The organism is Alloacidobacterium sp. (assembly GCF_035631355.1).
Classification (GTDB): domain Bacteria; phylum Acidobacteriota; class Terriglobia; order Terriglobales; family Acidobacteriaceae; genus Alloacidobacterium.
The window spans coordinates 1-21019 of the sequence record NZ_DASQIX010000069.1 but is presented as its reverse complement, the minus strand read 5'-3'; the positions used below and the strand labels follow the sequence as shown (position 1 = coordinate 21019).

The window sequence follows — 21019 nt, the reverse complement described above, 5'->3', positions numbered from 1 at the left end:
CACCCCTCTCCTGCTGGCTTACTCGTGCGTCCGTAAACTCCTGGTTTTAATCCGTTGGTCATCCCCCGAGAGCACTGAAACTAATCGTGTAGCAAACACACCATCTGGTGAGTTTTATGCGCTGGCATTTCTTATTTTCGTTTCTGCTGATTCCTGTCTGCGCTTTCGGTGGGGCAGAGACGAGCAGTGTTGTTGTGAGCCGTGTTCCCGCCAGCCCTGACTTACAGTACGAAGTCTCTGTGGGACCTTGTGTCAAGCACAAATGCCCGATCTCAGTCGCATTGCAGTCTGGTGGACACACATTGGATCGTCGCACGTTGGACATGGAAAGCTCTTCTGCTTCTTATGAAAAAGACGCTTTAGAACAGGGCGATGGTGCGGGGGATCCCTCATATCTGAGGCAGGATGTAGCTGTCTGGAGCAGCGGCGACGAGGAGAGCGAAACCACGCTGGCCATCTTTCCGTTCCGCCTTGCGCAGGGACTCGACGGAATCCTCATTGACCAACGTTATGGTTTCGAACATGTCAAACGTCGGCATGTACTACTCGGCGCAAAAAATAACAAGCTGATCGAGTTGTGGAAAGGAACAGAGGGAGCGGGCCCAACCTACAGCACTACAGCGGCGGTGAATATCGCTGGCGGTCGGGAGGCGCTCCTTTTCTACAACTTTTTTTCTAACCCCGTTAACGACGCGCCGGACAAACTCCGTATTCAGGCATTGGCGTACGATGCTGCAACCGGCACAATGGCTCCCTACTCCACTGAGTTCAGTGTGCTGGCCATCGGGCCATTTCGCACGATAGCCGACGCGCGGAAGCAATACGCAGCCAAAAATTCCTGTAGCCCGTGGCTGTGGGTGTTACCTGCCAAAGAATTCGAGAAGCCGGCGGGGAGTGGTTATGTCTTAGCCACAGTGGCCTCGACCAGTGAAATTGCAAAATCCATTAAGGCTGAAGCCAGGAAGTGCGGCTTTACTGCAGAAATTTCTTTGTTCTCCATGAAGAGGGACTCAATCGATCTCTGGTGAGGTTCAGGAGGGGATCTTGGCCGATATTACAGACAAAGTCGGTGACAAAGCGTCGCTCAATAAGTTCCATGATGTCGCTCTGATTCAGGCGATGCTGCATGTGATACGCAACCCCAAAGGCCACCCATACCTGCCGGCGCATTACGATGGCGTGTGCAGCAGAGGAACGGTTGCTGCTATCAAAGCATTCCAGGCGGATAAGGGAACGGCGCCTGTACCAACCCCGATTATGGCTCCGACAGGTCGGCCCAGCTTCGGGCTTCCGCCTCTTAAACCGCCGGGTGCCGGAATGCCTGCTTCCGCGCCTGCGCAGAAGACTTCGGTATTCGGAATTCCAGTGCTCACGCTGCAGGACGAATATGGCGTCATCAAGCCCGGCGGCCCAACAATTGACAAGCTAAATGATTTGCTTCCGGCGGCATTTAAACAAATCCGCACCGCACCCGGTGTACATACAGTGTATTGGTCCATGCTGGCTAAAGAGGCGGCGGATTCAGCAGCAGCAATTTCCAGCAACACGGAATTGCATGAACAATTCCGCAAAAACGTCGCTGACCTGGTGAAGAAAATGTTCGATCAGTACGATATCGTGCTGACCTTGACCCCAAGCGGCGGACGCAGGACTTTTCAGAAGCAGTATGAACTGAAGATGGGCCCTGGAGATGTGACCAATGCCGGTCCAGGCGAAAGCAATCACAACTTCGGCCAGGCCGTAGACATCGGTTTCAACAAATTGACCTGGATGACACCTACTGGGGGGCAGGTAACCGATGACTGGTGGTTCAACAAGATGACAAAGTCCCATCCGCACTGGGTGTCGGAGTTCTGGGCGCTGCGCAACGCTATTGCTTTCGACCAGTTAGGAATGTTCAAGAGCAACAAAGAAGGGGATGACATTCATATCCAACGATACAGCGATGACAATGTCGGCATGGGGAAGTCGCTGGCCAAGCTGTTGAATACTGCCGGCACGATGAGTTGGAGGTACTCTCCGGTTCATCACCATAACGAGTACGATTGCGACCTGGGATTCACCGGTGGCGCATGGCACCATGTCGGCAAATCTACGCAGGTATGGGACAAGAGCGGACCAATGGAGAAGGCCTGGCTCGCCACCGGGAAAGGCATACACGTGAGCGCCGTCAAGGATGCGGACGTGAGGGCGATGCGGGATGCGCTAAGAGCCGAATTCGAAGCCGCCGAAGTTGCTCGCGACCAATGGACGGGAGAGCCTAAATAAAGCCCCTCGACAACTAAGGCACTTTGCAGCAATCGCCGGCTGAGGGTGGTTCTTCGCTGCTGGAGTCGAGTACGACCTTCCACTTGCCATCCGACTGTATCTTCCAGATGGTCATGTAGCGTCCGCTGGTGATGACGGGATTGCCGTTCTTGTCTTTCGAATGGCCTTCATAGTGGCCCCATGTGTAGCCCATGTCGCCTGCGGGGGAGAGCTGTCCGCCCTGCGGTGTCCAGGTCAACTGGTATTGGTCGGGAGTCCATGTGGCTTGCGTGGCGATGGCTGCGTGTCCGAGCACTGGGGCTTGCTTGTTGCCGAGGGTCACAGCATCATCGGCGAACCAGGACGCAAAGGCCTTGCCGCCGCCTTTGGCCGTGTCTGCCGCAAACTGTGCTTCAAGCTGGAAAAGGAAAGCCGTGCCGGGCGAGATGGTCGGGTCGGTAAGCGCGTTCGAGATATTCGCCGACGGGGCCGGTTTGGCGAGCGGGTCGAGTGGAAGCTGCTGGGCAAGTGCAGACGAACAACAGAGAAGGGCCGCAAGCGAAACAGGCAGGACAAAGACGCGCATTTTCAAATAACCTCGCTCACGGTTTAATGCTAGCAGCGGGAATCGGATTAGGCCGATGAGTGAGATGAAAGCCACGGGACCCATAAATGCAAACAATCGCCGGCCACTGCTTTGGTTGGGCGCGTTCAGCGCTGCTATTTATCTTGCGGGGCTTTTGGCGCAGACATGGCATTCGCAGCTTGAGCCCGAGATGATGCCGCTGCGGTTGATCGCTTTGGCGGTGTTCACTTACTTCTGCTGGCGGCGCAGGTCCCTGACGGTCTGGATCATTTGTGGAATGCTTGCCGGCGTCGAGCTGGCGCTTGATGCTCCCGGCGTGGCTTTGCAGTCGCGTGTCTTCAGCGACATTTTTCTGCGGCTGATTAAGGTCATTGTCGCGCCGCTGATTCTGGGCACACTCATCACCGGCATCGCCAGTCATGGCGAGATGAAGAGTGTGGGCCGTCTGGGGCTGAAGTCGCTTGTCTACTTTGAGGTGTTGACGACCATCGCGCTGGTGATCGGGCTGGCGGCCATCAATCTGTCAAAAGCCGGCGAGAAGCTTTCTGTTTCGATGGTCGGCGTTCATGTTGAGACACGCACTGAGGTCCGCGTCGAGACCGGACCGCAGCCGGAACCTGCGCTTTCATGGCAGCAGTTTTTGCTGAACGTCTTTCCAGAAAATCTGGCGAAGTCGATTGCCGACGATCACATCCTGCAGGTGGCCGTGTTTGCGCTGATCTTCGGACTGGCTCTCGGACGCGTTAAGGAGGAGCCACGCGCGCCGATGCTGCGCTTCTTCGAGTCACTGACGCAGGTGATGTTCGCCTTCACCAATTTCGTGATGTATTATGCGCCGATTGGCGTAGGCGCGGCGCTTGCCTATACCGTGGCGCATTCCGGGCTGGGCGTGATGACCAGCCTGATCAAGCTGCTGGTCACTTTGTACGTCGCGCTCATCGCGTTTGCGTTGCTGGCCATGCTTCCGGCAGCGCTGATTGCGCGCGTGCCGCTGCGTGGGTTTCTCGCCGCCGTTGCCGAGCCGGCGACGATTGCCTTTGCCACCAGCACTTCGGAAGCGGCGCTGCCACGCGCAATGGAGGCAATGGAGGCCTTCGGCGTTCCGCGCAGGATTGTCGGGTTCGTCATTCCCACGGGATACAGCTTCAACCTGGCAGGGTCGGCGCTGTATCTGGCCATTGCTTCCGTCTTCGTGGCGCAGGCGGGAGGCATGTCACTGGGCTGGAAGCAGCAGCTCTTCATGCTGGCCGTGCTCATGCTTACCAGCAAAGGCGTGGCCGGAGTGCCGCGCGCCGTGCTCGTGGTACTGCTGGCTACGTCGTCAGTGTTTCATCTGCCGCAGGAGCCAATTTTCCTCATTCTCGGCATCGATGCGCTGATGGACATGGGACGGACTACAGTGAATGTCGTCGGGAACTGCCTCGCTTCGGCGGTCGTGGCGCAATGGGAAGGTGAGTTCCGCAAGGAAGCTCCGGCGGATGCGGCTCTGGTGGGGCTTGCGGAATAGCAGCCCACATCTTTACAAGATGTGGGGCACCCGACACCCTGCACTCGGCTTCGTGCAAAGCCTACATCTCTTCGAGATGCCAGGCACCTGCTCTTTTACCGCCAGACCTCGTCAATCAGTTTTCTCATCAAACGACGGATACGCGGAGATACATCGCTCGCGCAAACCGCTTCTGGATCAAACCTGACCTTGTCTCCCATTTTCAAGACATGCCCGGTAGCGATGATTTCATTAAAGTCGGCTTCGCCCAGCACGATGTATGGCTCAATGCCAACATCGCGCAGACATTCAATTGTGCCTCCCAAATCTTTGGGCCGGCAGAACCTGATCGCGTCTTCAATTCGTATTCTCTCTATGCCGTGCAGGTGAGCGGCAAGCCGAGACAGCGCCGCATGGTAGTCAGTGCGGAAATCAATGAAGACTTTATCTTCGAGAAAGGCCGGAATCGAGGAGTTTCCACAAATAATCGGCAGGGCATGCACCGCGCCTTTTCGCCTTTCCTTGGCGAGTGCCTGCTTCAGTTCAATGCGCGCCCAGTCGGAGTCGGAAAAATGGTCTCCCAGAACTATAGCTGTATACCTTGATTTCTCCAGCGCATCACCGATCCGGTCGAAAAGACTGTCACCAGCCTGAATCTCCCATTCGTCTAACCACGGATCAATTTCACAAAAAGTAAGGTCCTCGCTCAGACGCCGGACAAACTCTTTGTCGCGTGAACTGTGGCTCAGGAAGACATCTGGCTCCCGATGAACACGAGCATCGATAGACCTTCTGACAATTTTCATCATGCGACATACTATTCCCTGACCTGCTACGCTGAACATTCAGAATTCAAGCAGTGAAATCGGCATCATCCATCCCGATGATCTGCGTCCGTCTTGCAACCCACATCTCTGCGAGATGTGGGTTGCCGACACCCGGTTATGGCTGTTTCCTGGGGTCCACGTCGCTGGAATAGGAGGGAATGGGTTCGGGTTGGTCGAGAAGAAAGTTCAGAATCACCTGCTTGAGCAACTCCGGCTGCTCGAATTGAATGTAGTGCCCTGCCCGCGGAATATAAAAAAAATTTTTAGATCAGGCAGTGTTCGCCGATAATCGACCGCACCTTTCCAGGATAGGTAATTACATTCAGGATAGAGAAGAAGCGCAGGCGTCCTGTTTTCGCGCAACGCTGCGTGCGGATCGCTTTCCGCGTGCTCGGTATCTCGGATGATTTGCTGAAGAACATAGGGATTGACTCCCGGATTTTCATGCCCATCGAGAGCAGCGATCAAGCCACCTGGCAGCGGTTCCAACCGAATGGAATAACCTCTTGAAAGTTCACAGGTGACCTATCCTTGCGGCTGCCTTTGCCGAAAGGGTGGGATCGTAAACATCACTTCTCCAACTCATCCAGCGCACGTTCCAGGCGTACTCCGCGCGACGCCTTCAGCAGGACAACATCTTTTTCCCGCAGATTGCGCTTGAGCCATGCTCCCGCCAACTCGGGCGTTTCCATAAAGAGCGCTTCCGCTCCACCCTGCTTTGCTGCCTCAACAATGTGCACGGCATTTCCGCGCACCCCCAGCACGATATCGACATCGCGGGCAGCTTCACCACAACTCGCGTGCAAAGCAGCCGTCTCGCGTCCCAACTCGAGCATCTCTCCGGCGACGAGAATATGCCGCTGCCCCGGCACCGACATCAGCGTCCGGATCATCGCCTTCAGCGCTTCAGGATTGGAGTTATAGCAGTCATTGATAATCGTAGCCCCGCGCAGGTGCAGCGTCTGCCCGCGTTTGTCACCCGGCTCCAGCATCGTCAGCGAGCGCGCACAATCTTCCAGCGGCACGCCCGCTTCCAGACCCACAGCAATCGCCGCCATGGCATTGGCTACATTATGCTGACCCAGCAGCCGCAGGCGAACCTGAGTCTCGCGCGCGCCCGCGCGCACCTGTATACGAATACCCTCCGCGCCCAATTCATCCACCGATTCAGCCTTAGGATCCGAGCACGGCCCTTTACCGAAGTAGACAGTCTTACCGCGAAAATCTCTGCCGAACTGCGATACATAGGCGTCGTCACAATTCAGAAACGCCACGCCATCGGCGGGCAGCGCCGCAATCAATTCATACTTCGCGCGGGCAACACCGGCAATGCCGTCCGGAAAATTTTCCGCGTGCGCGTTGCCGACATTCGTGACTACGCCCCAGTTGGGAACCGCAACGTGCGCCAACGCCGCGATCTCACCCGCATTCGACATGCCCATCTCGATCACCGCCATTTCATGTCCCGGTTCGAGTCGAAGCAGTTGCAGCGGCAGGCCAAATCCGTTATTGAGATTGCCCTGCGATTTCAGAACGTGAAATTTCGCGCCGAGCACGACCGCAATGGCTTCCTTTGTCGTTGTCTTGCCCGCGCTCCCGGTTATACCGACCACGCGCCTGCCCCAGTGCCGCCGGACAGCCGCAGCCAGTGTCTGCAAGGCGATCAGAGGCTCGTCAACGATGAGCAGTGCGTTTTGCCGCGCCGCTTCCGGCAGGTCGAGGACCTTCGTCTTCGCCACCACAGCGGCGCATGCGCCCCGTTCCAGAGCGGCAGTCACAAAATCATGTCCATCAAAGCGCTCTCCGCGGACGGCAAAGAACAGGTCACCCGGATTCAGCGTGCGTGAATCGATGGAGTAGCCGGTTGCTGCGGGCGCGTGTCCGTGCAGCGTTGCGCTCATCCAATGAGCAATCTGGTCGAGCGGCAGCTTCACCGTTTCGCTCCCGCCTTCGCCAGCACGCGGATGGCGCCGGCAGCTACTTCCATATCGTCAAAAGGAATGACGTGGTCGCGCAGCGTCTGCGTCTTCTCGTGGCCTTTACCTGCCAGCAGGACGATGTCTCCGGACCTTGCCTGTTCAATGGCAATCTGAATTGCTTTCGCGCGATCAGCTTCCGTGACAAACTCGACGCCCGTTGCTTCAAGTCCGGGTAAAGCATCGCGCAGAATCGCTTCCGGATCCTCGCTGCGTGGATTGTCCGAAGTGAGCACCACGAAATCGCTGCCTTCGCCCGCAGCCCGGCCCATCAAAGGACGCTTCGACCGGTCGCGGTCGCCGCCGCATCCGAAAAGCGTAATCACACGGCCATTTGCAGGCTTCACAAACTCGCGCGCCAGCGCAATCAGGTTACGCAGCGCGTCGTCGGTGTGAGCATAATCCACTACCACGGTAAAAGGCTGTCCTGCATCGACCGTCTGAAAGCGTCCCGGAACGCACTCAAGTGAGGCTGCGCCATCCGCAATTTCATTCAAAGTAAGCCCACGAGCATTAGCCGCAGCCGAGGCCGCAAGCAGGTTATAGACATTCACTTTACCGGTCAGCTTTGTCTGAATCGCCGCGCTACCATTCGGAGCGACCAGCCTGAATTTCATGCCCGATGCCGACATACTGACATCATCGGCACGAAATTCGCCTACTTCCAAACCATAAGAAAAAATCTCTGAGCCCGCTTCGCGCGCCTTGATTGCTAATTCAGCGCCATATGAGTCATCAATGTTGATGACAGACACGCGCGGCACTACGCCATTCGATCCGTCGAAGAGCATGCGCTTAGCCGCAAAGTATTTCTCCATCGTGCCGTGGTAGTCGAGGTGGTCGCGGGTCAGGTTCGAAAAGATGGCCACATCAAACGGAAGCGACCACACGCGGCCTTGTTCAAGCGCATGGGATGAAACTTCCATCACCGCTTCTGTCGCGTCAGCAGAAACGCCCTTCGCAAATAACTCCAACAGGTCACGCGATTCCGGCGTCGTGTGCGGTGATTGAACAACCACTCCGGCGACATGGTACTCAATCGTCCCAACGAGAACTGTTTTGCGCGTCACGCGGTTCAGCATTGCGTCCAGCAGAAATGCCGTCGTTGTCTTGCCGTTGGTCCCGGTCACGCCGCTCAGCGCCAGCTTCTTTTCGGGATGCCCGAAGTAGTTTGCCGAGATGCCCGCGAGCGCGCTACGTCCATGGGCCACTTCAGCCAACGCAATCTGTGGATATTTACTAGCGGCATCCTGAAACGTCATCGCCGAATCGGTCACAACAGCGCTCGCCCCGCGCTCAATGGCAGAGGCAATGTAACGATTGCCATCTGTCGTGCCGCCCTGCATGGCGACAAACAGCGATCCCGGCACAACTTTACGCGAGTCGTATTCGATGCCGCTCACATCGACCGATAGGCCTGCGCGCCGCACCACTCCGACTCCTCGCAACAACTCTTCCATCTGCATAGGGACAAGTTGATTTTAGATTGCAAAGACAGGAGCTGACGCTCTAGCTTTGATCTTGTTGTTGCATTAAGTTGCATGGTTTCTCGGCCAGTGATTCTGCTGCTTCCTCACAAATCCGTGAACTATCGCTGCAGTCGGAAGCTACTTCGTCGGCACGCTCCAGCGAACATTCCACGGCGCTATCCATTCGCCTGAACCCAGCGAACTGTGAGCACCGAAAACAGGTGCTGTGGTTGTAGCGTTGGCCGCGTTATCTGATGCCTCAGAGACCTCGTGCGTCCAGCCGGGATTGTACGGAAGTCGCTCGCCAGTCTCAGACCACATAGAGAATGTCCGCAGCTTAACCGCCCTACGCTGATCCCGTCTCTTTACAAGCCGATTGTGGTCGCCTCGTATCGTCATGGCCCCGATTGTAACCTCTTCGATTCACGTAAACGACTCAGCTCTTCCTTCCATAAAAAAGGGGTGAACCGCCGATGTCCTTCCAGACGACAACAGTTCCCAATCTGACGCTGCTGCTGTAAGTGCAATAAATGACCGCCAACCGACTAATTTTAGATCAGCGGGTAAAGCGCACCACAATCTCAGTGCCAGCCGGCACCATCGTTCCGGCAGCGGGCGCCTGCTCGCGCGCGATGCCTGTGCCCAGCACCTGCACGCCAAGCCCTGCGGAACCGGCCTGCTCAATGGCGTCGCGCACAGACTGCCCGACAAGCGACGGGACAGCCACTTTCTTGGCCGCGTTTACCACCACTGAGCCATTCACCACAGGCGCGGGCAGCGGAGCCGTTGGCATTGGCGGCGTTGGCACAGGCTCTTCAGCAGGTTTCGGCGTAATGGTCTCAGCCATCGCCGTCGTTGATGACGTAGGATGATCCACTTCTTCTGAAGACTTCTCCGCGGAAGGCGGCCTTTCATTTTTCGCCACCGGAGCAGCCTGCCCAGGCGACTGCTGCGGCGCGCGCAGCGGATCATCCGCGGGAAGATCATTCACCTCGGCAAAAAGCGAGTTCAGGTCGGCATCGCTCTGCTCTGATTGATCGTCATCCACAGCCTGCGCCTGGTTCTTTGCAAGCTCCGCCTCCGGCTTCATCTCCTTATCGTGAGGCACACCCAGATACTCAAGAATCTGCTGCGCCAGGTCCTGAAAAACGGGCGCGCTGGCCTGCGCCCCGAAGTGCATGCTGTGGTCAGGCGAATCCATCACAATTGCAATGGCAATGGCCGGGTTATTCACGGGCGCAAATCCCACGAAGGAAGCAACAAACTTTGTTTTGGAATAGGTGTGTGTTGCCGGGTCGATTTTCTGCGCTGTTCCCGTCTTGCCGGCCGCGCTGTATCCGTTCAGATGGACTGCCTCGTGCGCAGTGCCGATGAGCACCACATCTTCCATCATCTTTCGCACCTGCGCCGCGGTCATTTCCGAGATCACACGGTGCGCGCCGTCCGGCAGCGGGTCGGGCAAACTGCTCTCCGGGTGAAAGGCTGCCGGTAGCAGCTTCGGGTTGCCTTTCATTAGCTCTGTGCTCTTCAGCAAAATGTGAGGAGGCAGATACACGCCGCCATTCGCAATGGTTGAAACCATCGTGACGATCTGAATGGGCGTAACAGCAACTTCCTGCCCCATGGGAATAGCACCCATTGAAGAGGGGCCCCAGTGTTTGAGCGGCTCCAGCAATCCCCGGGTCTCGGCGGGCAGCTCAATGCCGGTGCGGTCGCCAAATCCAAATGCGCGGATGTATTTGTACAGGCGGTCCGGCCCCAGGCGTTCGCCTACGCGAATGGCGCAAACATTGCTCGAAACCGCAAGGGCCTTCCATGCGGGAATCAATCCAAAATGATCGCCGGGAGCATCGTGTACGGTGTGACCGGCAATGTTGATCTGCCCGCCGCCGCAATCCAGAATGGTGTCCGGAGTAATCGCTTTTTCTTCCAGCGCTGCTGAATAGGTCACAGGCTTGAAGGTCGAGCCCGGCTCGTAGACATCGCTCACTGCATGGTCGCGCAGCAGGTTCGTGGTCGCATGGCGAAAATCGTTCGGATTAAATGTAGGCCGGATTGCCAGCGCGAGAATCTGTCCCGTGTGAGGGTCCTGCACCACGATCGTCCCGGTTTGCGAATGGGTGCGTTCCATGTTGCGATCGAGCGCCTGCTCGGCCATGAACTGGATATTGGCGTCAAGCGTCAATACCAGGTTTTCACCCGGCAGCGGATCGCTCTCCTCGCTGTCGAGCACATGCCGGCGCGCGTCAATCGCCGTCAACATGCGGCCCGGCGTGCCGTGCAGGTCATCGTCGAAGTTCAGCTCGAGGCCACCCAGCCCTGTGTCGTCGAGGCCAACATAGCCCAGTACCTGCGCGGCTAGTTGGTTGTCAGGATAAAAACGCTTGAATTCCTTCTGGATATAAACACCCTTCAGATTAAGCGCTTTGATTTTGGCGATAATCGCCGGGTCCTGTTTGCGCGCAATCCAGGCGAAGTTCCGCGATGCGTTCAACCGCGCCAGAATCTGCCTTTCGGATGTGAACGAGTCTGTCGAATCAACATGGACGACCTTCGCCAGCGCCGCAGCTGTCGCAGGCCGCGCTTCTCCAATCTCCGAAGGTACGGCATAAATCGAGTCGGCGAGCACCGTCATCGCCAGTTCATGCAGATTGCGGTCGTAGAGCACGCCGCGTCGCGGGGCAACTTCAAAGGTGCGCTGCTGCTGCATCGCCGCGCGCTCCACAAACTCATGGTGGCGAAACACCTGCAGCCAGACCAGGCGTATGCCGATCAACCCAGCCCAGAACGCGAAGACGGCGATGACATAGATCACACGCAAACGGCGCATCGGGGTCACTAGGCCCGTATGCGCCGTTTGTGTGCTTTGCGATGCCGGATTTTTCGCGGAATGGAATGTGGACTGCTTCACGTGTTACCTTCCGGCAGTATGTTTTGAGGCAGTGTCTAGCGGAGGGGGACCGCTGGAGTCATCTTCGCCATTACCGGACCATTCTGGTCGAGGCTCGCATCCGGGCGGACAACCTGTCCGGGCAGCGGAGCGGCGAGGCCCATTTCGTGGGCCATGCGGTCAATGCGCGCCGGATCGGCAAGCTCCGCTTCGGTCAGGCGAAGCTGACGGTTCTGCTCCTCCAACTGTGTCACCTGTTGCTTTTCCGACTCGACACGATAGCCGTACTCGATGGAGGAGAAGTGCTGCCAGCCATAGACCATCACCAGAGCAAACAAAATCGCCATGACGCAGGCAAAGGTGCGCATCTCACGTACGCGTTGCGGATCGGCGGCCTTTACCAGCCGCGAATTGTCAAAACGCTTTACGAAGAAGACCTCCGGCGTTGGCCCCCGCCGCGCGCGCTGCTGCTGCGCAAACAGGGACAGGTTCCGCTCGGCGGCTATCGCCTCCGCGCTTCTGCGGGGCGCCGTCAATATTCCATTGCTTGCGATTACCTGTGTCGCCATTGTTGTTCTCCGCTGCTACTGCTAACTTCTCTCATCCTCCTCAAACGACCGGGCCTGGGTCGCTAATCTGAGGAGGGACTTACTGAAGTCGTCTAACTTTCGCCTTGTACAACGGTGGGACGACCCCGGCCCGATCTTTTTCCAGGTCGCAGAGCTTAGGTTTCAAGGCACAGAATTTTGATTTAACGCCTGTGCCCTGCGCCCTGAGCGCTGTGCCCTGCCTTTTTCTCCGCCGCCCGCAGCTTCGCGCTGCGCGCCCGCGGATTGCGATCCGTCTCTTCCGCTTCCGCCGTTACCGGCTTCCGCGTCAACACTTCATAAAGTCCCTGCCGCGCGCCTTCACGCAGCGCATCTTTTGCCCTCCGGTCTTCGAGAGAATGGAAGCTGATCACCACCAGCCTTCCACCCGGCTTCAGCAGCCCGGGCGCTGCACTCAGCAGCGCATCAATCTCGTCCAACTCGGCATTTACGTAAATTCGGAGAGCTTGAAAAGTCCGCGTCGCCGGATGAATTCTGTCCGATTTCATCGCCGGGGCCGCAGCCGTTACGATTCTGGCAAGTTGCGCCGTTGTCGTAATCGGCCGGGCCCTGACAATGGCTCTGGCGATTCTCCGCGACCTCCTTTCCTCTCCGAATTCGTAAATCAGGTCGGCAAGCTCTTTCTCGCCGGCCTGGTTTACCACCTGTTCGGCGGTGACGCCCTGGCGCGGATTCATCCGCATTTCCAAAGGCCCATCCGCCTGAAAACTAAATCCCCTGTGCGCCTCGTCGAACTGCAACGAGCTGACGCCGAAATCGGCCAACAGCCCGTCCAGACTCTCCGGCTCCAGCAGTTTCTCCGCCTGCGAGAACTCCACATCGTGCAGAACGACTTCCGGCATCGCCGGCCCCAGCGTTTCGCGAAAATCATCCAGCCGCTCCTGCGCCAAGACCATTGCTTCGGGATCGCGGTCGAAGCCAATCAGCTTGCCTTGCGGACCCAGTTGCCGCGCTATCGCCGACGAATGTCCAGCAAGTCCAAGCGTGGCGTCACAATATGTGCCGCCCGGCCGCACATTCAGGTATCGGATCGCTTCTTTTAAAAGAACCGGCACATGTCGCTCACGTTCCGTCATGTGCTCCCCCTTGGGGGCCTCAGTTATAGCCCAAATCCAGCTAATTCCTTCTCGTCTTCCGGCGTCAGCGGAGACGATTCCATGTTCCGTTTGAAGTCTTCGTGGTTCGCTACCGTCAGGTAGTTCTGCATTCCGAAGACCACCACGTCCGTCATCAAATTCGCCGACTCGCGCAAAATCTGCGGCAGCAATAAGCGGCCTTGCGCGTCGATCTCCGCCGTCTGGCCGTAATAGTTCACCCGGTCCATCACCTTTTTCTTCGCCGGATGGAAACTCGGAATCGCCGCCAGTTTTTCCTCGATCTTTTCCCATTCCTTCAGCGGATAGACCTCGGCAACCTTGCCGTCCTTACTGGTTATGTAAAAAAGCGATCCGTAGTTCTCCGTCAGCGGGCGCTTGAATTCCACGGGAAGTTTTAATCTTCCTTTTTCGTCAACGCGCGCTGGATGGTTCCCACGAAACATCGCTTTTCTTTAATCCCCAAAACCGACCGTCTCTCGCCCTATCGGACAAGAACATGCAATTATGACTCGAAATCGTTCTAAATAGCCATAAATATCTATTTCTGACCACTTAAGTCCACTGACATCGTAACTCAGTAGATGCGCCCGTCAAAGCGCGTTTTGCTGTGGAGATTTCGGAAAATTCCCGGAATGGAAAGAAGTGGCCGATTCAGGTTTGGAGAAACCTCAATGGGTAGTACCCATTACACCTTCGATCCACTAAATCAGGTGTTTAACAATCTGGTTCCAGGATTTATTTCTGCTCTTGCCAGATTACAAAAGTCACGCTAGGCCTTTTCGCCTATTCTTCACCCCGATGCTCGGCCCTTGACCGCAGGTTGCGCTGCACATAGAACACCAGATATACCACCACGAGCACATTCACCAGCGTCAGCGTCGCCTTTACCCAGGTTGGATGGCGCAGAATTTCGTATAGTTCCCATGGCAGAAATGACGCGGTGAGAATCAGCGTGAGGTATTCGGCCCAGGTCTTTTCCAGCACTAGCCCCGTACCTTCCAGAAAATCCAGGCCCGCATAGCAAAAGATGGCAATGCCGATCTGCTTGATGCGGTGCGCGTCAATCAGCGCAGCTTTATCCAGAAGCAGGTTCACAAACCTGCCTTCCGGATCGAAGTGCCAGTCGGTCAACCAGCGCGTCAGCACGTCGACAATGTCACGGTGCTCCAGCTTCAGTACGCCAATCCCCAGCAGGATGAAGAGCACGCCCTTCAAAAGCTTGAACCCGCCGATTAATTGGATCCAGCGGTCGTGCTTGTGGCGCGTTTTGACGCCTGGCTTCCCTTTCAGATTCTGTACTTCAGTCATGCGCTCTTTTCATCATAGTGGGTCGGGGCGCGAGCGTCGGCAATCCTTCGTAATGTGAAACTCCCGCTACGTTAGTGGATGCTGTTTTGTTGCTGACTGCCGGTCTATCCAGCAAACGCCCTGGCAGGCGACATCTTCTTGAGATAAGGCGCAAGCTTTTCCATCGCCGCTTCCACGCTGACGCCGTAACGCGCCCGAAGCTGCTCAACTTTGCCATGCTCAATAAAGCGATCGGGCCAGCCAATGCGGACCACCGGAACCGGCAACTGCATTTCGTTCAGCACTTCCATTACTGCGCTGCCGAAGCCGCCCATGAGAACGTGATCTTCGAATGTAACAATGACGCCAACCCGCCGCGCATAGCGCTCCAGCACATCGCGGTCGAGCGGCTTGACGAAGCGCGGATTAATAACCGCGGCGGAATGCCCCTTCGTTTCAAGCTTCGCCGCCAGTTCACCCGCCATGGGCAGCAGTGCGCCGAGGCCAAAGATGGCCACGTCATCGCCATCGACAATGACTTCAGCCTTTCCAATCGGAAGAGCAACCGGATGCTCCTTGACCGATGCGCCGGGCCCTGTTCCACGCGGATAGCGCACCGCGCTCGGCCCCTCATGCAGCATGGCCGTGTAGAGCATGTCCGCCAGTTCATCTTCGTCCTTGGGGACCATGTGCACAATATTCGGAATGCCGCGTAGATAGCTGATGTCGAATAATCCGTGGTGTGTTGCGCCGTCGTCGCCGCTCAAGCCGCCACGGTCCATGCAGAAGACAACCGGAAGCTTCTGCAAACACACATCGTGAACAATAGGATCGAAGGCCCTCTGCAAAAACGTCGAGTAAATCGCGCAGAAAGGTTTGTAACCACGCGTCGCCATGCCCGCCGCAAAGATCACGGCGTGTTCTTCGGCAATGCCAACGTCGAAATACTTCTTAGGATGATGCGGACGGAAAAGGTCAAGCGCCGTTCCATTCGGCATGGCCGCAGTAATGGCGACCAGCTTCTCATTCTCATTGGCCAGCTTGACCAGCGTATTCGCGAAGACCTCCGAATAGGTCTGCTGCCCCGCAGGCTTGGTCTCGCCTGTCTCCGGATCGTATGGTCCGAGACCATGAAACTTCTTCTGCTTGTCGAGTGCCGGTTGAAAGCCGCGTCCCTTCTGTGTAATGGCGTGCAGCAGCACAGGCTTGTCCTGTGCCTTGAGGAACTGGAAAGTCTCAATCAGCAAGCCAATGTTGTGCCCGTCGAGCGGCCCATAATACGTCAGGCCAAACTCCTCGAAGAAGACCGAAGGCCACAACATGCCCTTCGCCGCTTCTTCAGCGCGCCGCACTACGCTCACCGCAGTCTTGCCCGTCTTGCCGAGCCGTTCCAGAAGACGCGCCGCGCTGTCGTGCAGGTGCGTCACGTGTTCGTTCGTGACGATCTTGTGCAGATAGCGGGCAATCGCGCCAACATTGCGGTCAATCGACCATTCGTTGTCGTTCAGTACAACAATCAGCCGCTTGGTCTGGTCGGCGATGTTGTTCAGCGCTTCAAAGGAGATGCCGTTGGTAAAGGCCGCGTCTCCGGCCAGCGCGACCACATGCTCCTTGCCGCCCGCAAGGTCGCGTGCGACCGCCATGCCCAGCGCGGCGGACAGCGAAGTGCCCGCATGTCCCGCGCCATAGATGTCATGCTCGCTTTCCGTGCGCAGCATGAAGCCATTCAGCCCGCCCGGCTGACGGATCGTCTCAAAGCGCTCGCGCCGTCCCGTGAGCAGCTTGTGCACATACGCCTGATGGCTCACATCAAAGACAAATTTGTCCGTCGGTGTATCGAAGACGTAGTGCATGGCCAGCGTCAATTCCACAACGCCGAGGTTCGGCCCCAGATGGCCGCCCGTCTTCGAAAGCGTCTGTATTAATGTCTCGCGGATTTCCTGCGCCAGCGATTCGAGCTCGGCGACGGAGAGTTTCTTAATGTCAGCCGGTGATTGGATGGTGTCGAGTAAATGTCCCATTCAGTGATAGAACGTCCATTCGATTAGACGCGAACGGGCGCGACCCGATGCTCCACCATCACAGCAAAAAAGACCCTGAACCAGGGCCTTGCGCTGCGGAACAACAAGTCTTTCCTCTGAAATATAAGTATACCAAGTTCCTGAATACTATTTCGTAAGAGCACCGGGTGCCCGTAGAGGTTAAGACGGGTGACGGGGTGCCTGTAGAAGATTAAGAGGTTGTCCCGATCTCGGAGCGAGAGATGGGTGGTTCGTAGTTGAGGCTACCATGAGGTCTTTGGCGGTTGTAGTAGTCGGTCCAGGGCTGCAGGCAGGCGTTTCGTTGGTTGGAATGGGTCCAGTGTTTGGCGTAGGCCCATTCGCGCAGGCAGTCTGGATAAAGCGTTCGGCTTTCCGGTAGTTTGCGGTAGGGTTTGGTGCGGTGGTGTTTGATTTCCAGAATCTGGCAGGCAGCCCGGAAGCGGTGAGAGCGGTAACTGGAACCGTTGTCGGTCAGCAGCGCGGGTCTGGCGAAGAAGTCGTGAGCGGTGCAGCCGGTCGAAAGCGCCATGTGGGCCGTTTGCTCTCGACTCCACACCGTGAGTCGGGCATTCTGGTGATAGTCTATTCGATCTCTCCGGAAAAACTGTGTGTTCGCCACATCCAGCTTCTCCGCTTGATCGAATGGACAACCTCTTGAAAGATCTCAGGTGCCCGAGTGTGCTGGATAAGTTGAAACAAAGTAGTTCTGTAAGATGAACAAGAAACCCCTCGATTTTCCACCCCTGCGTGCGAAAACCACGCACGCAGGGAACCCATAATTACGCCGGAGGAAGTGTTTGCTCTACTGGCTCCTGTATCAGAAGCTTTTTCCATACTTCAGACCATTCCGCATCTTCCGGTATCTGACGTTCCGCACCGCATTTGCATCGATGACGGCGCTGCTAATCGCGCTAATCATCGGGCCGTATGTGATCGAGAAGCTGCGCGAGTTCCAGATTGGCCAGTACATCCGCGAAGAAGGACCTAAGGAGCACCAGAAGAAAGCTGGCACGCCAACCATGGGCGGCGTGCTCATCTGCATCGCCATTCTGCTGCCCACATTACTCTGGGCCGACCTATCAAATCCGTTTGTATGGCTGGTGATGGGATCAACCGTCGCTTTCGGCGCCATTGGCTTTGCGGATGACTATATTAAGGTCGTCAAACGCCGGAACCTTGGCCTGACGGCGCACGCCAAGATGGGCTATCAGATTCTGGCCAGCCTCGCGATCTCGGTTTCGCTGGTCGCCATGCAGACACGGGGCATCTATTCAACCAAACTGAGCGTACCCTTCGTCAAGCGCCTGCAGCCTGATTTCGCCATCCACGCGCTTCGGCACATTCCACACTTTGGATTGCTGGCATTCCTGCCTTTTGTTGTATTCACGGTGCTGGTGATTGTGTTTTCGAGCAATGCCGTGAACCTTACGGACGGCCTCGACGGGCTGGCGATTGGCTGCACGATCATCGCGGCAGGCGCGCTTACGGTGCTGACATATGTGAGCGGCCATGTGGTTTTTGCCGACTATCTCGAGTTGCAGCGCATGCCGCTGGTAGGGGAGCTCTCCATCTTCTGTGGATCGATGGTGGGAGCCAGCATCGGCTTCCTCTGGTACAACGCGCATCCGGCAGAAGTTTTTATGGGAGACGTGGGCTCGCTGGCGCTAGGCGGCGCAATCGGCACGGTAGCGGTTGCGATCAAGCAGGAACTGCTGCTGCCTTTTATCGGCGGCATTTTCGTGCTGGAAGCCTTGTCGGTGATTCTGCAGGTGGGCAGCTACAAGCTTCGCAAGAAGCGCATTTTCAAGATGGCGCCGCTGCATCATCACTTTGAATTGCTGGGGTGGTCGGAGTCGAAGGTCATTACCCGCTTCTGGATTGGCGCGCTGGTGTTTGCGCTCTTGGCACTCACCACACTGAAGCTTCGTTAAATTTCACCGCGCGCGTGACAGAATGGCTAATAGGGCCGGAAAATCGAAAGAGCATGGAATTTAAAGGCAAAAAGGTTCTCGTGGTAGGTCTGGGCAAGTCCGGCCTGGCGGCCGCGCTCTTTCTGCGGCGCAGAGGCGCGCAGGTTACGGTTTCGGACATTCGCAGTGCCGAGCAATTGGGCAAAGACATTCCCGCGCTGCTGGAAGAAGGCATCGCCGTTGAAGCCGGCGGCCACGGGCTGCTGACTTTTCGCCGTCAGGATTTGATTGTTGTCAGCCCGGGCGTGCCACTCGACACGCCGGAGCTGGTGCAGGTGAAGGCATTCGGTCTGCCGATTCTGGGTGAGGTGGAGCTGGCATCACGGTATCTTAAAGGCAAATCGCTGGCCATCACCGGCTCAAACGGCAAGACGACAACGACTGCGCTTTGCGGCGAAATTCTCAAAGCCGGCGGCCTGCAGGTTGAAGTAGGCGGCAACATCGGCGTGCCTGTGATTGCTTTGGTTGACGGCAGCCGCGAGGACGGTTGGTCCGTGCTTGAAGTATCAAGCTTCCAACTCGAGACGACCGAACGCTTCCGTCCTGAAATTGCCGTGATTCTGAACGTAACGCCAGACCATCTTGACCGTCATGGATCGTTTGAGAATTATGCCGCGGCCAAGGAACGCATTTTTGCTAACCAGACTGCCGAAGATGCTCTCGTCCTAAATGCCGACGACGATGTGACTTCGCGCATGGCGTCCCGCGCAAAATCGCGCATCTTCTGGTTCAGTGCAAAGCGCGTGGTGCGGCAGGGCGCATTTGTTCACGAAGGGGCGATCGTCTATCGCGCCTCGGAGCAGGCCGCTCCTGAGTTCATTCTGAAAGTCGAAAATATCCCCCTCAAGGGCCATCACAACGTCGAGAACGTGCTAGCCGCCGTATGTGCTGCGCGGCTTGCAGGCGTAGAAGCTGAAGTCATTCGCAAGGCGGTCGAGTCTTTCAAGGCAGTCGAGCATCGGCTGGAGTTTGTCGCCGAGATCAATGGCGTTGACTACTACAACGATTCGAAGGCGACGAATGTCGATGCGGCGGCGAAGGCCATCGCAGCGTTTCCCGGCGGCATTCACCTCATTCTCGGCGGCAAGGACAAGAACTCCGATTACCGCCAGCTTCGCGCATTACTCGAAGAGCGGGTGAGGACGGTGTACACCATTGGCGCAGCGGCGGAGAAAATAGAGACCCATATTTATGGTTCTGTTCCGGTGGTCAGCTGCGGAACGTTAGAGCAGGCAGTGACCAAAGCAGCCGAAGCCGCACAGCCGGGGGAGATTGTATTGCTCGCGCCGGCGTGTTCGAGCTTCGACCAGTTTGAAAATTACGAGCATCGCGGGCAGGTCTTCAAAGAACTGGTGCACGCGAGACAGGGTGTATGGCAAAACGCGTAGGCGTTGACAAGCTGCTGTTCTGCATGACGCTGGTCCTCGTCGTCATTGGACTGGCGATGGTCTTCAGCGCCTCGGCGGTTATGGCCAAGGAACGCTTCGGCTCGCCATACACGTTTGTCATTCGTCAGGCCATCTGGGCGGCAGTGGGACTATTCGCCATGACACTGCTGATGCAGGTGGACTATCGCAAATACAACCGTCCCACTGTCGTCTTCCCCACAGTTGCCATTACGGTGATGTGCCTGCTGGCCGCGTTTCTCATGCGCGATTCGCACAATACCCATCGCTGGATTCGTTTCGGCATCCTGTCTTTTCAACCGTCGGAACTGGCCAAGCCGGCGCTGGTGCTGTTTCTCGCGTGGTTCCTGCAAAACAGGATGCAAACGATCGATGACTGGCGCAGCACGATTCTTCCGGCGGCGCTCCCGAGTCTTGTCTTCATTGCACTGATCCTGAAGGAGCCGGATTTCGGCACTGCGCTGGTGTGTTTCGGCGTCACCGCGCTGATGCTTTATCTTGCCGGCATGGAGATGAAGTACCTCGGCTATGCCGTGTTCGCATCATTGCCCGTACTCTACTTCATGCTCTTCCGCGTCAAGTGGCGCCGTGACCGGATGCTGGCCTTCATCAATCCTGAGGCCGATCCGCTGGGCAAGGGCTTTCATATTATTCAGTCACTGATTGCCGTTGGCACAGGCGGATTGCATGGTCTTGGCTACATGGAGGGGCGGCAGAAGCTCTTCTATCTGCCTGAGCCGCACACGGACTATATCTTTGCCAACATTGCCGAAGAACTAGGTCTTCTTGGAGCGGTCATCGTCGTGGGACTGTTTATCGTTCTTGGCTATCGCGGTATTCGCGCAGCCATGCTCTCGAAAGATCCGTTCGCGCGCTTTCTCGCTTTCGGCATTACGGCCACGATTCTCATTCAAGCCTTCTTCAACATCAGCGTTGTGCTCGCGTTGGTCCCAACAAAGGGCATTACGCTGCCGTTCATCTCCTATGGCGGAACATCGCTCTTCATCATGCTGGCGCTGATGGGCGTACTGCTAAATATCACGCGGGAGATCGAGTAGCTGCTGTGCGCGTGTTGATTGCAGGTGGCGGCACAGGCGGCCACATCATGCCGGCGCTGGCCATTGCCGA

Annotated in this window: 17 protein-coding genes; 6 read left to right on the top strand and 11 right to left on the bottom strand. The window is 56.9% G+C overall.

All coding sequences use genetic code 11. The features are described 5' to 3' along the window. The first annotated feature begins 317 nt into the window (after window positions 1-317). Together VEV40_RS12730 and VEV40_RS12725 are read left to right on the top strand one after the other, a co-directional pair. A complete protein-coding gene (locus tag VEV40_RS12730; RefSeq protein WP_324832792.1) occupies window positions 318-1028 on the top strand; it encodes a hypothetical protein in 711 nt (236 codons plus the stop codon). A gap of 16 nt (window positions 1029-1044) precedes the next feature. Further along, a complete protein-coding gene (locus tag VEV40_RS12725) occupies window positions 1045-2268 on the top strand; it encodes a hypothetical protein (protein WP_324832791.1) in 1224 nt (407 codons plus the stop codon). A gap of 13 nt (window positions 2269-2281) precedes the next feature. Here the strand turns inward: VEV40_RS12725 and VEV40_RS12720 are convergent, their stop codons facing one another. Further along, window positions 2282-2833 carry a nuclear transport factor 2 family protein gene (locus VEV40_RS12720; RefSeq protein WP_324832790.1) on the bottom strand — a complete coding sequence of 184 codons (552 nt, stop codon included), beginning with the start codon at window positions 2831-2833 and terminating at the stop codon, window positions 2282-2284. 55 nt (window positions 2834-2888) lie between these two features. On the opposite strand from VEV40_RS12720, the gene VEV40_RS12715 reads away from it, so the two are divergent. After that, window positions 2889-4340: a dicarboxylate/amino acid:cation symporter gene (locus VEV40_RS12715; RefSeq protein ID WP_324832789.1), complete on the top strand. Its 1452-nt coding sequence runs from the start codon at window positions 2889-2891 to the stop codon at window positions 4338-4340. A 95-nt stretch (window positions 4341-4435) separates the two neighbouring features. Here the strand turns inward: VEV40_RS12715 and VEV40_RS12710 are convergent, their stop codons facing one another. The 10 genes from VEV40_RS12710 to VEV40_RS12665 all read right to left on the bottom strand — a co-directional run bounded on the left by VEV40_RS12710 (window position 4436) and on the right by VEV40_RS12665 (window position 17044). Then, the gene (locus VEV40_RS12710; RefSeq protein ID WP_324832788.1) at window positions 4436-5128 is read right to left on the bottom strand and encodes a toll/interleukin-1 receptor domain-containing protein; all 693 of its coding nucleotides are present in this window, start codon (window positions 5126-5128) and stop codon (window positions 4436-4438) included. A gap of 587 nt (window positions 5129-5715) precedes the next feature. After that, the gene (locus VEV40_RS12705) at window positions 5716-7080 is read right to left on the bottom strand and encodes a UDP-N-acetylmuramoyl-tripeptide--D-alanyl-D-alanine ligase (RefSeq protein WP_324832787.1); all 1365 of its coding nucleotides are present in this window, start codon (window positions 7078-7080) and stop codon (window positions 5716-5718) included. Next, window positions 7077-8582 carry a UDP-N-acetylmuramoyl-L-alanyl-D-glutamate--2,6-diaminopimelate ligase gene (locus VEV40_RS12700; protein ID WP_324832879.1) on the bottom strand — a complete coding sequence of 502 codons (1506 nt, stop codon included), beginning with the start codon at window positions 8580-8582 and terminating at the stop codon, window positions 7077-7079. Before VEV40_RS12700 ends, VEV40_RS12705 begins: the two co-directional genes overlap by 4 nt. Before the next feature lie 565 nt (window positions 8583-9147). Continuing rightward, window positions 9148-11502, bottom strand: coding sequence for a penicillin-binding transpeptidase domain-containing protein (locus tag VEV40_RS12695; RefSeq protein ID WP_324832786.1), 2355 nt, complete (start codon window positions 11500-11502; stop codon window positions 9148-9150). Between the two features lie 35 nt (window positions 11503-11537). After that, window positions 11538-12050, bottom strand: coding sequence for a cell division protein FtsL (locus tag VEV40_RS12690; RefSeq protein ID WP_324832784.1), 513 nt, complete (start codon window positions 12048-12050; stop codon window positions 11538-11540). 182 nt (window positions 12051-12232) lie between these two features. Next, a complete protein-coding gene (gene rsmH, locus VEV40_RS12685; RefSeq protein ID WP_324832782.1) occupies window positions 12233-13165 on the bottom strand; it encodes a 16S rRNA (cytosine(1402)-N(4))-methyltransferase RsmH in 933 nt (310 codons plus the stop codon). A 23-nt stretch (window positions 13166-13188) separates the two neighbouring features. After that, on the bottom strand, window positions 13189-13629 hold the full coding sequence (locus tag VEV40_RS12680; protein ID WP_324832781.1) for a division/cell wall cluster transcriptional repressor MraZ: 441 nt from the start codon (window positions 13627-13629) through the stop codon (window positions 13189-13191). Between the two features lie 340 nt (window positions 13630-13969). Further along, window positions 13970-14494, bottom strand: coding sequence for a DUF2127 domain-containing protein (locus tag VEV40_RS12675; RefSeq protein WP_324832779.1), 525 nt, complete (start codon window positions 14492-14494; stop codon window positions 13970-13972). A gap of 104 nt (window positions 14495-14598) precedes the next feature. Beyond that, window positions 14599-16494, bottom strand: a complete 1896-nt coding sequence (gene dxs, locus VEV40_RS12670) for a 1-deoxy-D-xylulose-5-phosphate synthase (protein ID WP_324832777.1) — start codon at window positions 16492-16494, stop codon at window positions 14599-14601. Window positions 16495-16705: 211 nt separating this feature from the next. Next, window positions 16706-17044, bottom strand: a complete 339-nt coding sequence (locus tag VEV40_RS12665) for an integrase core domain-containing protein (RefSeq protein ID WP_414637844.1) — start codon at window positions 17042-17044, stop codon at window positions 16706-16708. 268 nt (window positions 17045-17312) lie between these two features. Between VEV40_RS12665 and mraY the strand changes: the two genes are divergently transcribed. Genes mraY through ftsW form a run of 3 tightly spaced genes read left to right on the top strand, consistent with a single transcriptional unit; the run spans window position 17313 to window position 20949 of the window. After that, complete coding sequence (gene mraY, locus VEV40_RS12660) at window positions 17313-18446, top strand: phospho-N-acetylmuramoyl-pentapeptide-transferase (RefSeq protein WP_324832776.1); 1134 nt, start codon at window positions 17313-17315, stop codon at window positions 18444-18446. 53 nt (window positions 18447-18499) lie between these two features. After that, the gene (gene murD, locus VEV40_RS12655; protein WP_324832774.1) at window positions 18500-19873 is read left to right on the top strand and encodes a UDP-N-acetylmuramoyl-L-alanine--D-glutamate ligase; all 1374 of its coding nucleotides are present in this window, start codon (window positions 18500-18502) and stop codon (window positions 19871-19873) included. Further along, window positions 19858-20949: a putative lipid II flippase FtsW gene (ftsW, locus tag VEV40_RS12650; RefSeq protein ID WP_324832772.1), complete on the top strand. Its 1092-nt coding sequence runs from the start codon at window positions 19858-19860 to the stop codon at window positions 20947-20949. The genes murD and ftsW overlap by 16 nt, the downstream gene beginning before the upstream one ends. Window positions 20950-21019 lie beyond the last annotated feature (70 nt).

Excerpts from the sequence above, each read along its gene's own strand:
- VEV40_RS12720 (WP_324832790.1), bottom strand. The coding sequence starts at position 2,833 with ATGCGCGTCTTTGTCCTGCCTGTTTCGCTTGCGGCCCTTCTCTGTTGT.
- VEV40_RS12715 (WP_324832789.1), top strand. The coding sequence starts at position 2,889 with ATGAGTGAGATGAAAGCCACGGGACCCATAAATGCAAACAATCGCCGG.
- VEV40_RS12710 (WP_324832788.1), bottom strand. The coding sequence starts at position 5,128 with ATGATGAAAATTGTCAGAAGGTCTATCGATGCTCGTGTTCATCGGGAG.
- VEV40_RS12700 (WP_324832879.1), bottom strand. The coding sequence starts at position 8,582 with ATGGAAGAGTTGTTGCGAGGAGTCGGAGTGGTGCGGCGCGCAGGCCTA.
- VEV40_RS12690 (WP_324832784.1), bottom strand. The coding sequence starts at position 12,050 with ATGGCGACACAGGTAATCGCAAGCAATGGAATATTGACGGCGCCCCGC.
- rsmH (WP_324832782.1), bottom strand. The coding sequence starts at position 13,165 with ATGACGGAACGTGAGCGACATGTGCCGGTTCTTTTAAAAGAAGCGATC.
- VEV40_RS12680 (WP_324832781.1), bottom strand. The coding sequence starts at position 13,629 with ATGTTTCGTGGGAACCATCCAGCGCGCGTTGACGAAAAAGGAAGATTA.
- VEV40_RS12675 (WP_324832779.1), bottom strand. The coding sequence starts at position 14,494 with ATGACTGAAGTACAGAATCTGAAAGGGAAGCCAGGCGTCAAAACGCGC.
- dxs (WP_324832777.1), bottom strand. The coding sequence starts at position 16,494 with ATGGGACATTTACTCGACACCATCCAATCACCGGCTGACATTAAGAAA.
- VEV40_RS12665 (WP_414637844.1), bottom strand. The coding sequence starts at position 17,044 with ATGGCGCTTTCGACCGGCTGCACCGCTCACGACTTCTTCGCCAGACCC.
- murD (WP_324832774.1), top strand. The coding sequence starts at position 18,500 with ATGGAATTTAAAGGCAAAAAGGTTCTCGTGGTAGGTCTGGGCAAGTCC.
- ftsW (WP_324832772.1), top strand. The coding sequence starts at position 19,858 with ATGGCAAAACGCGTAGGCGTTGACAAGCTGCTGTTCTGCATGACGCTG.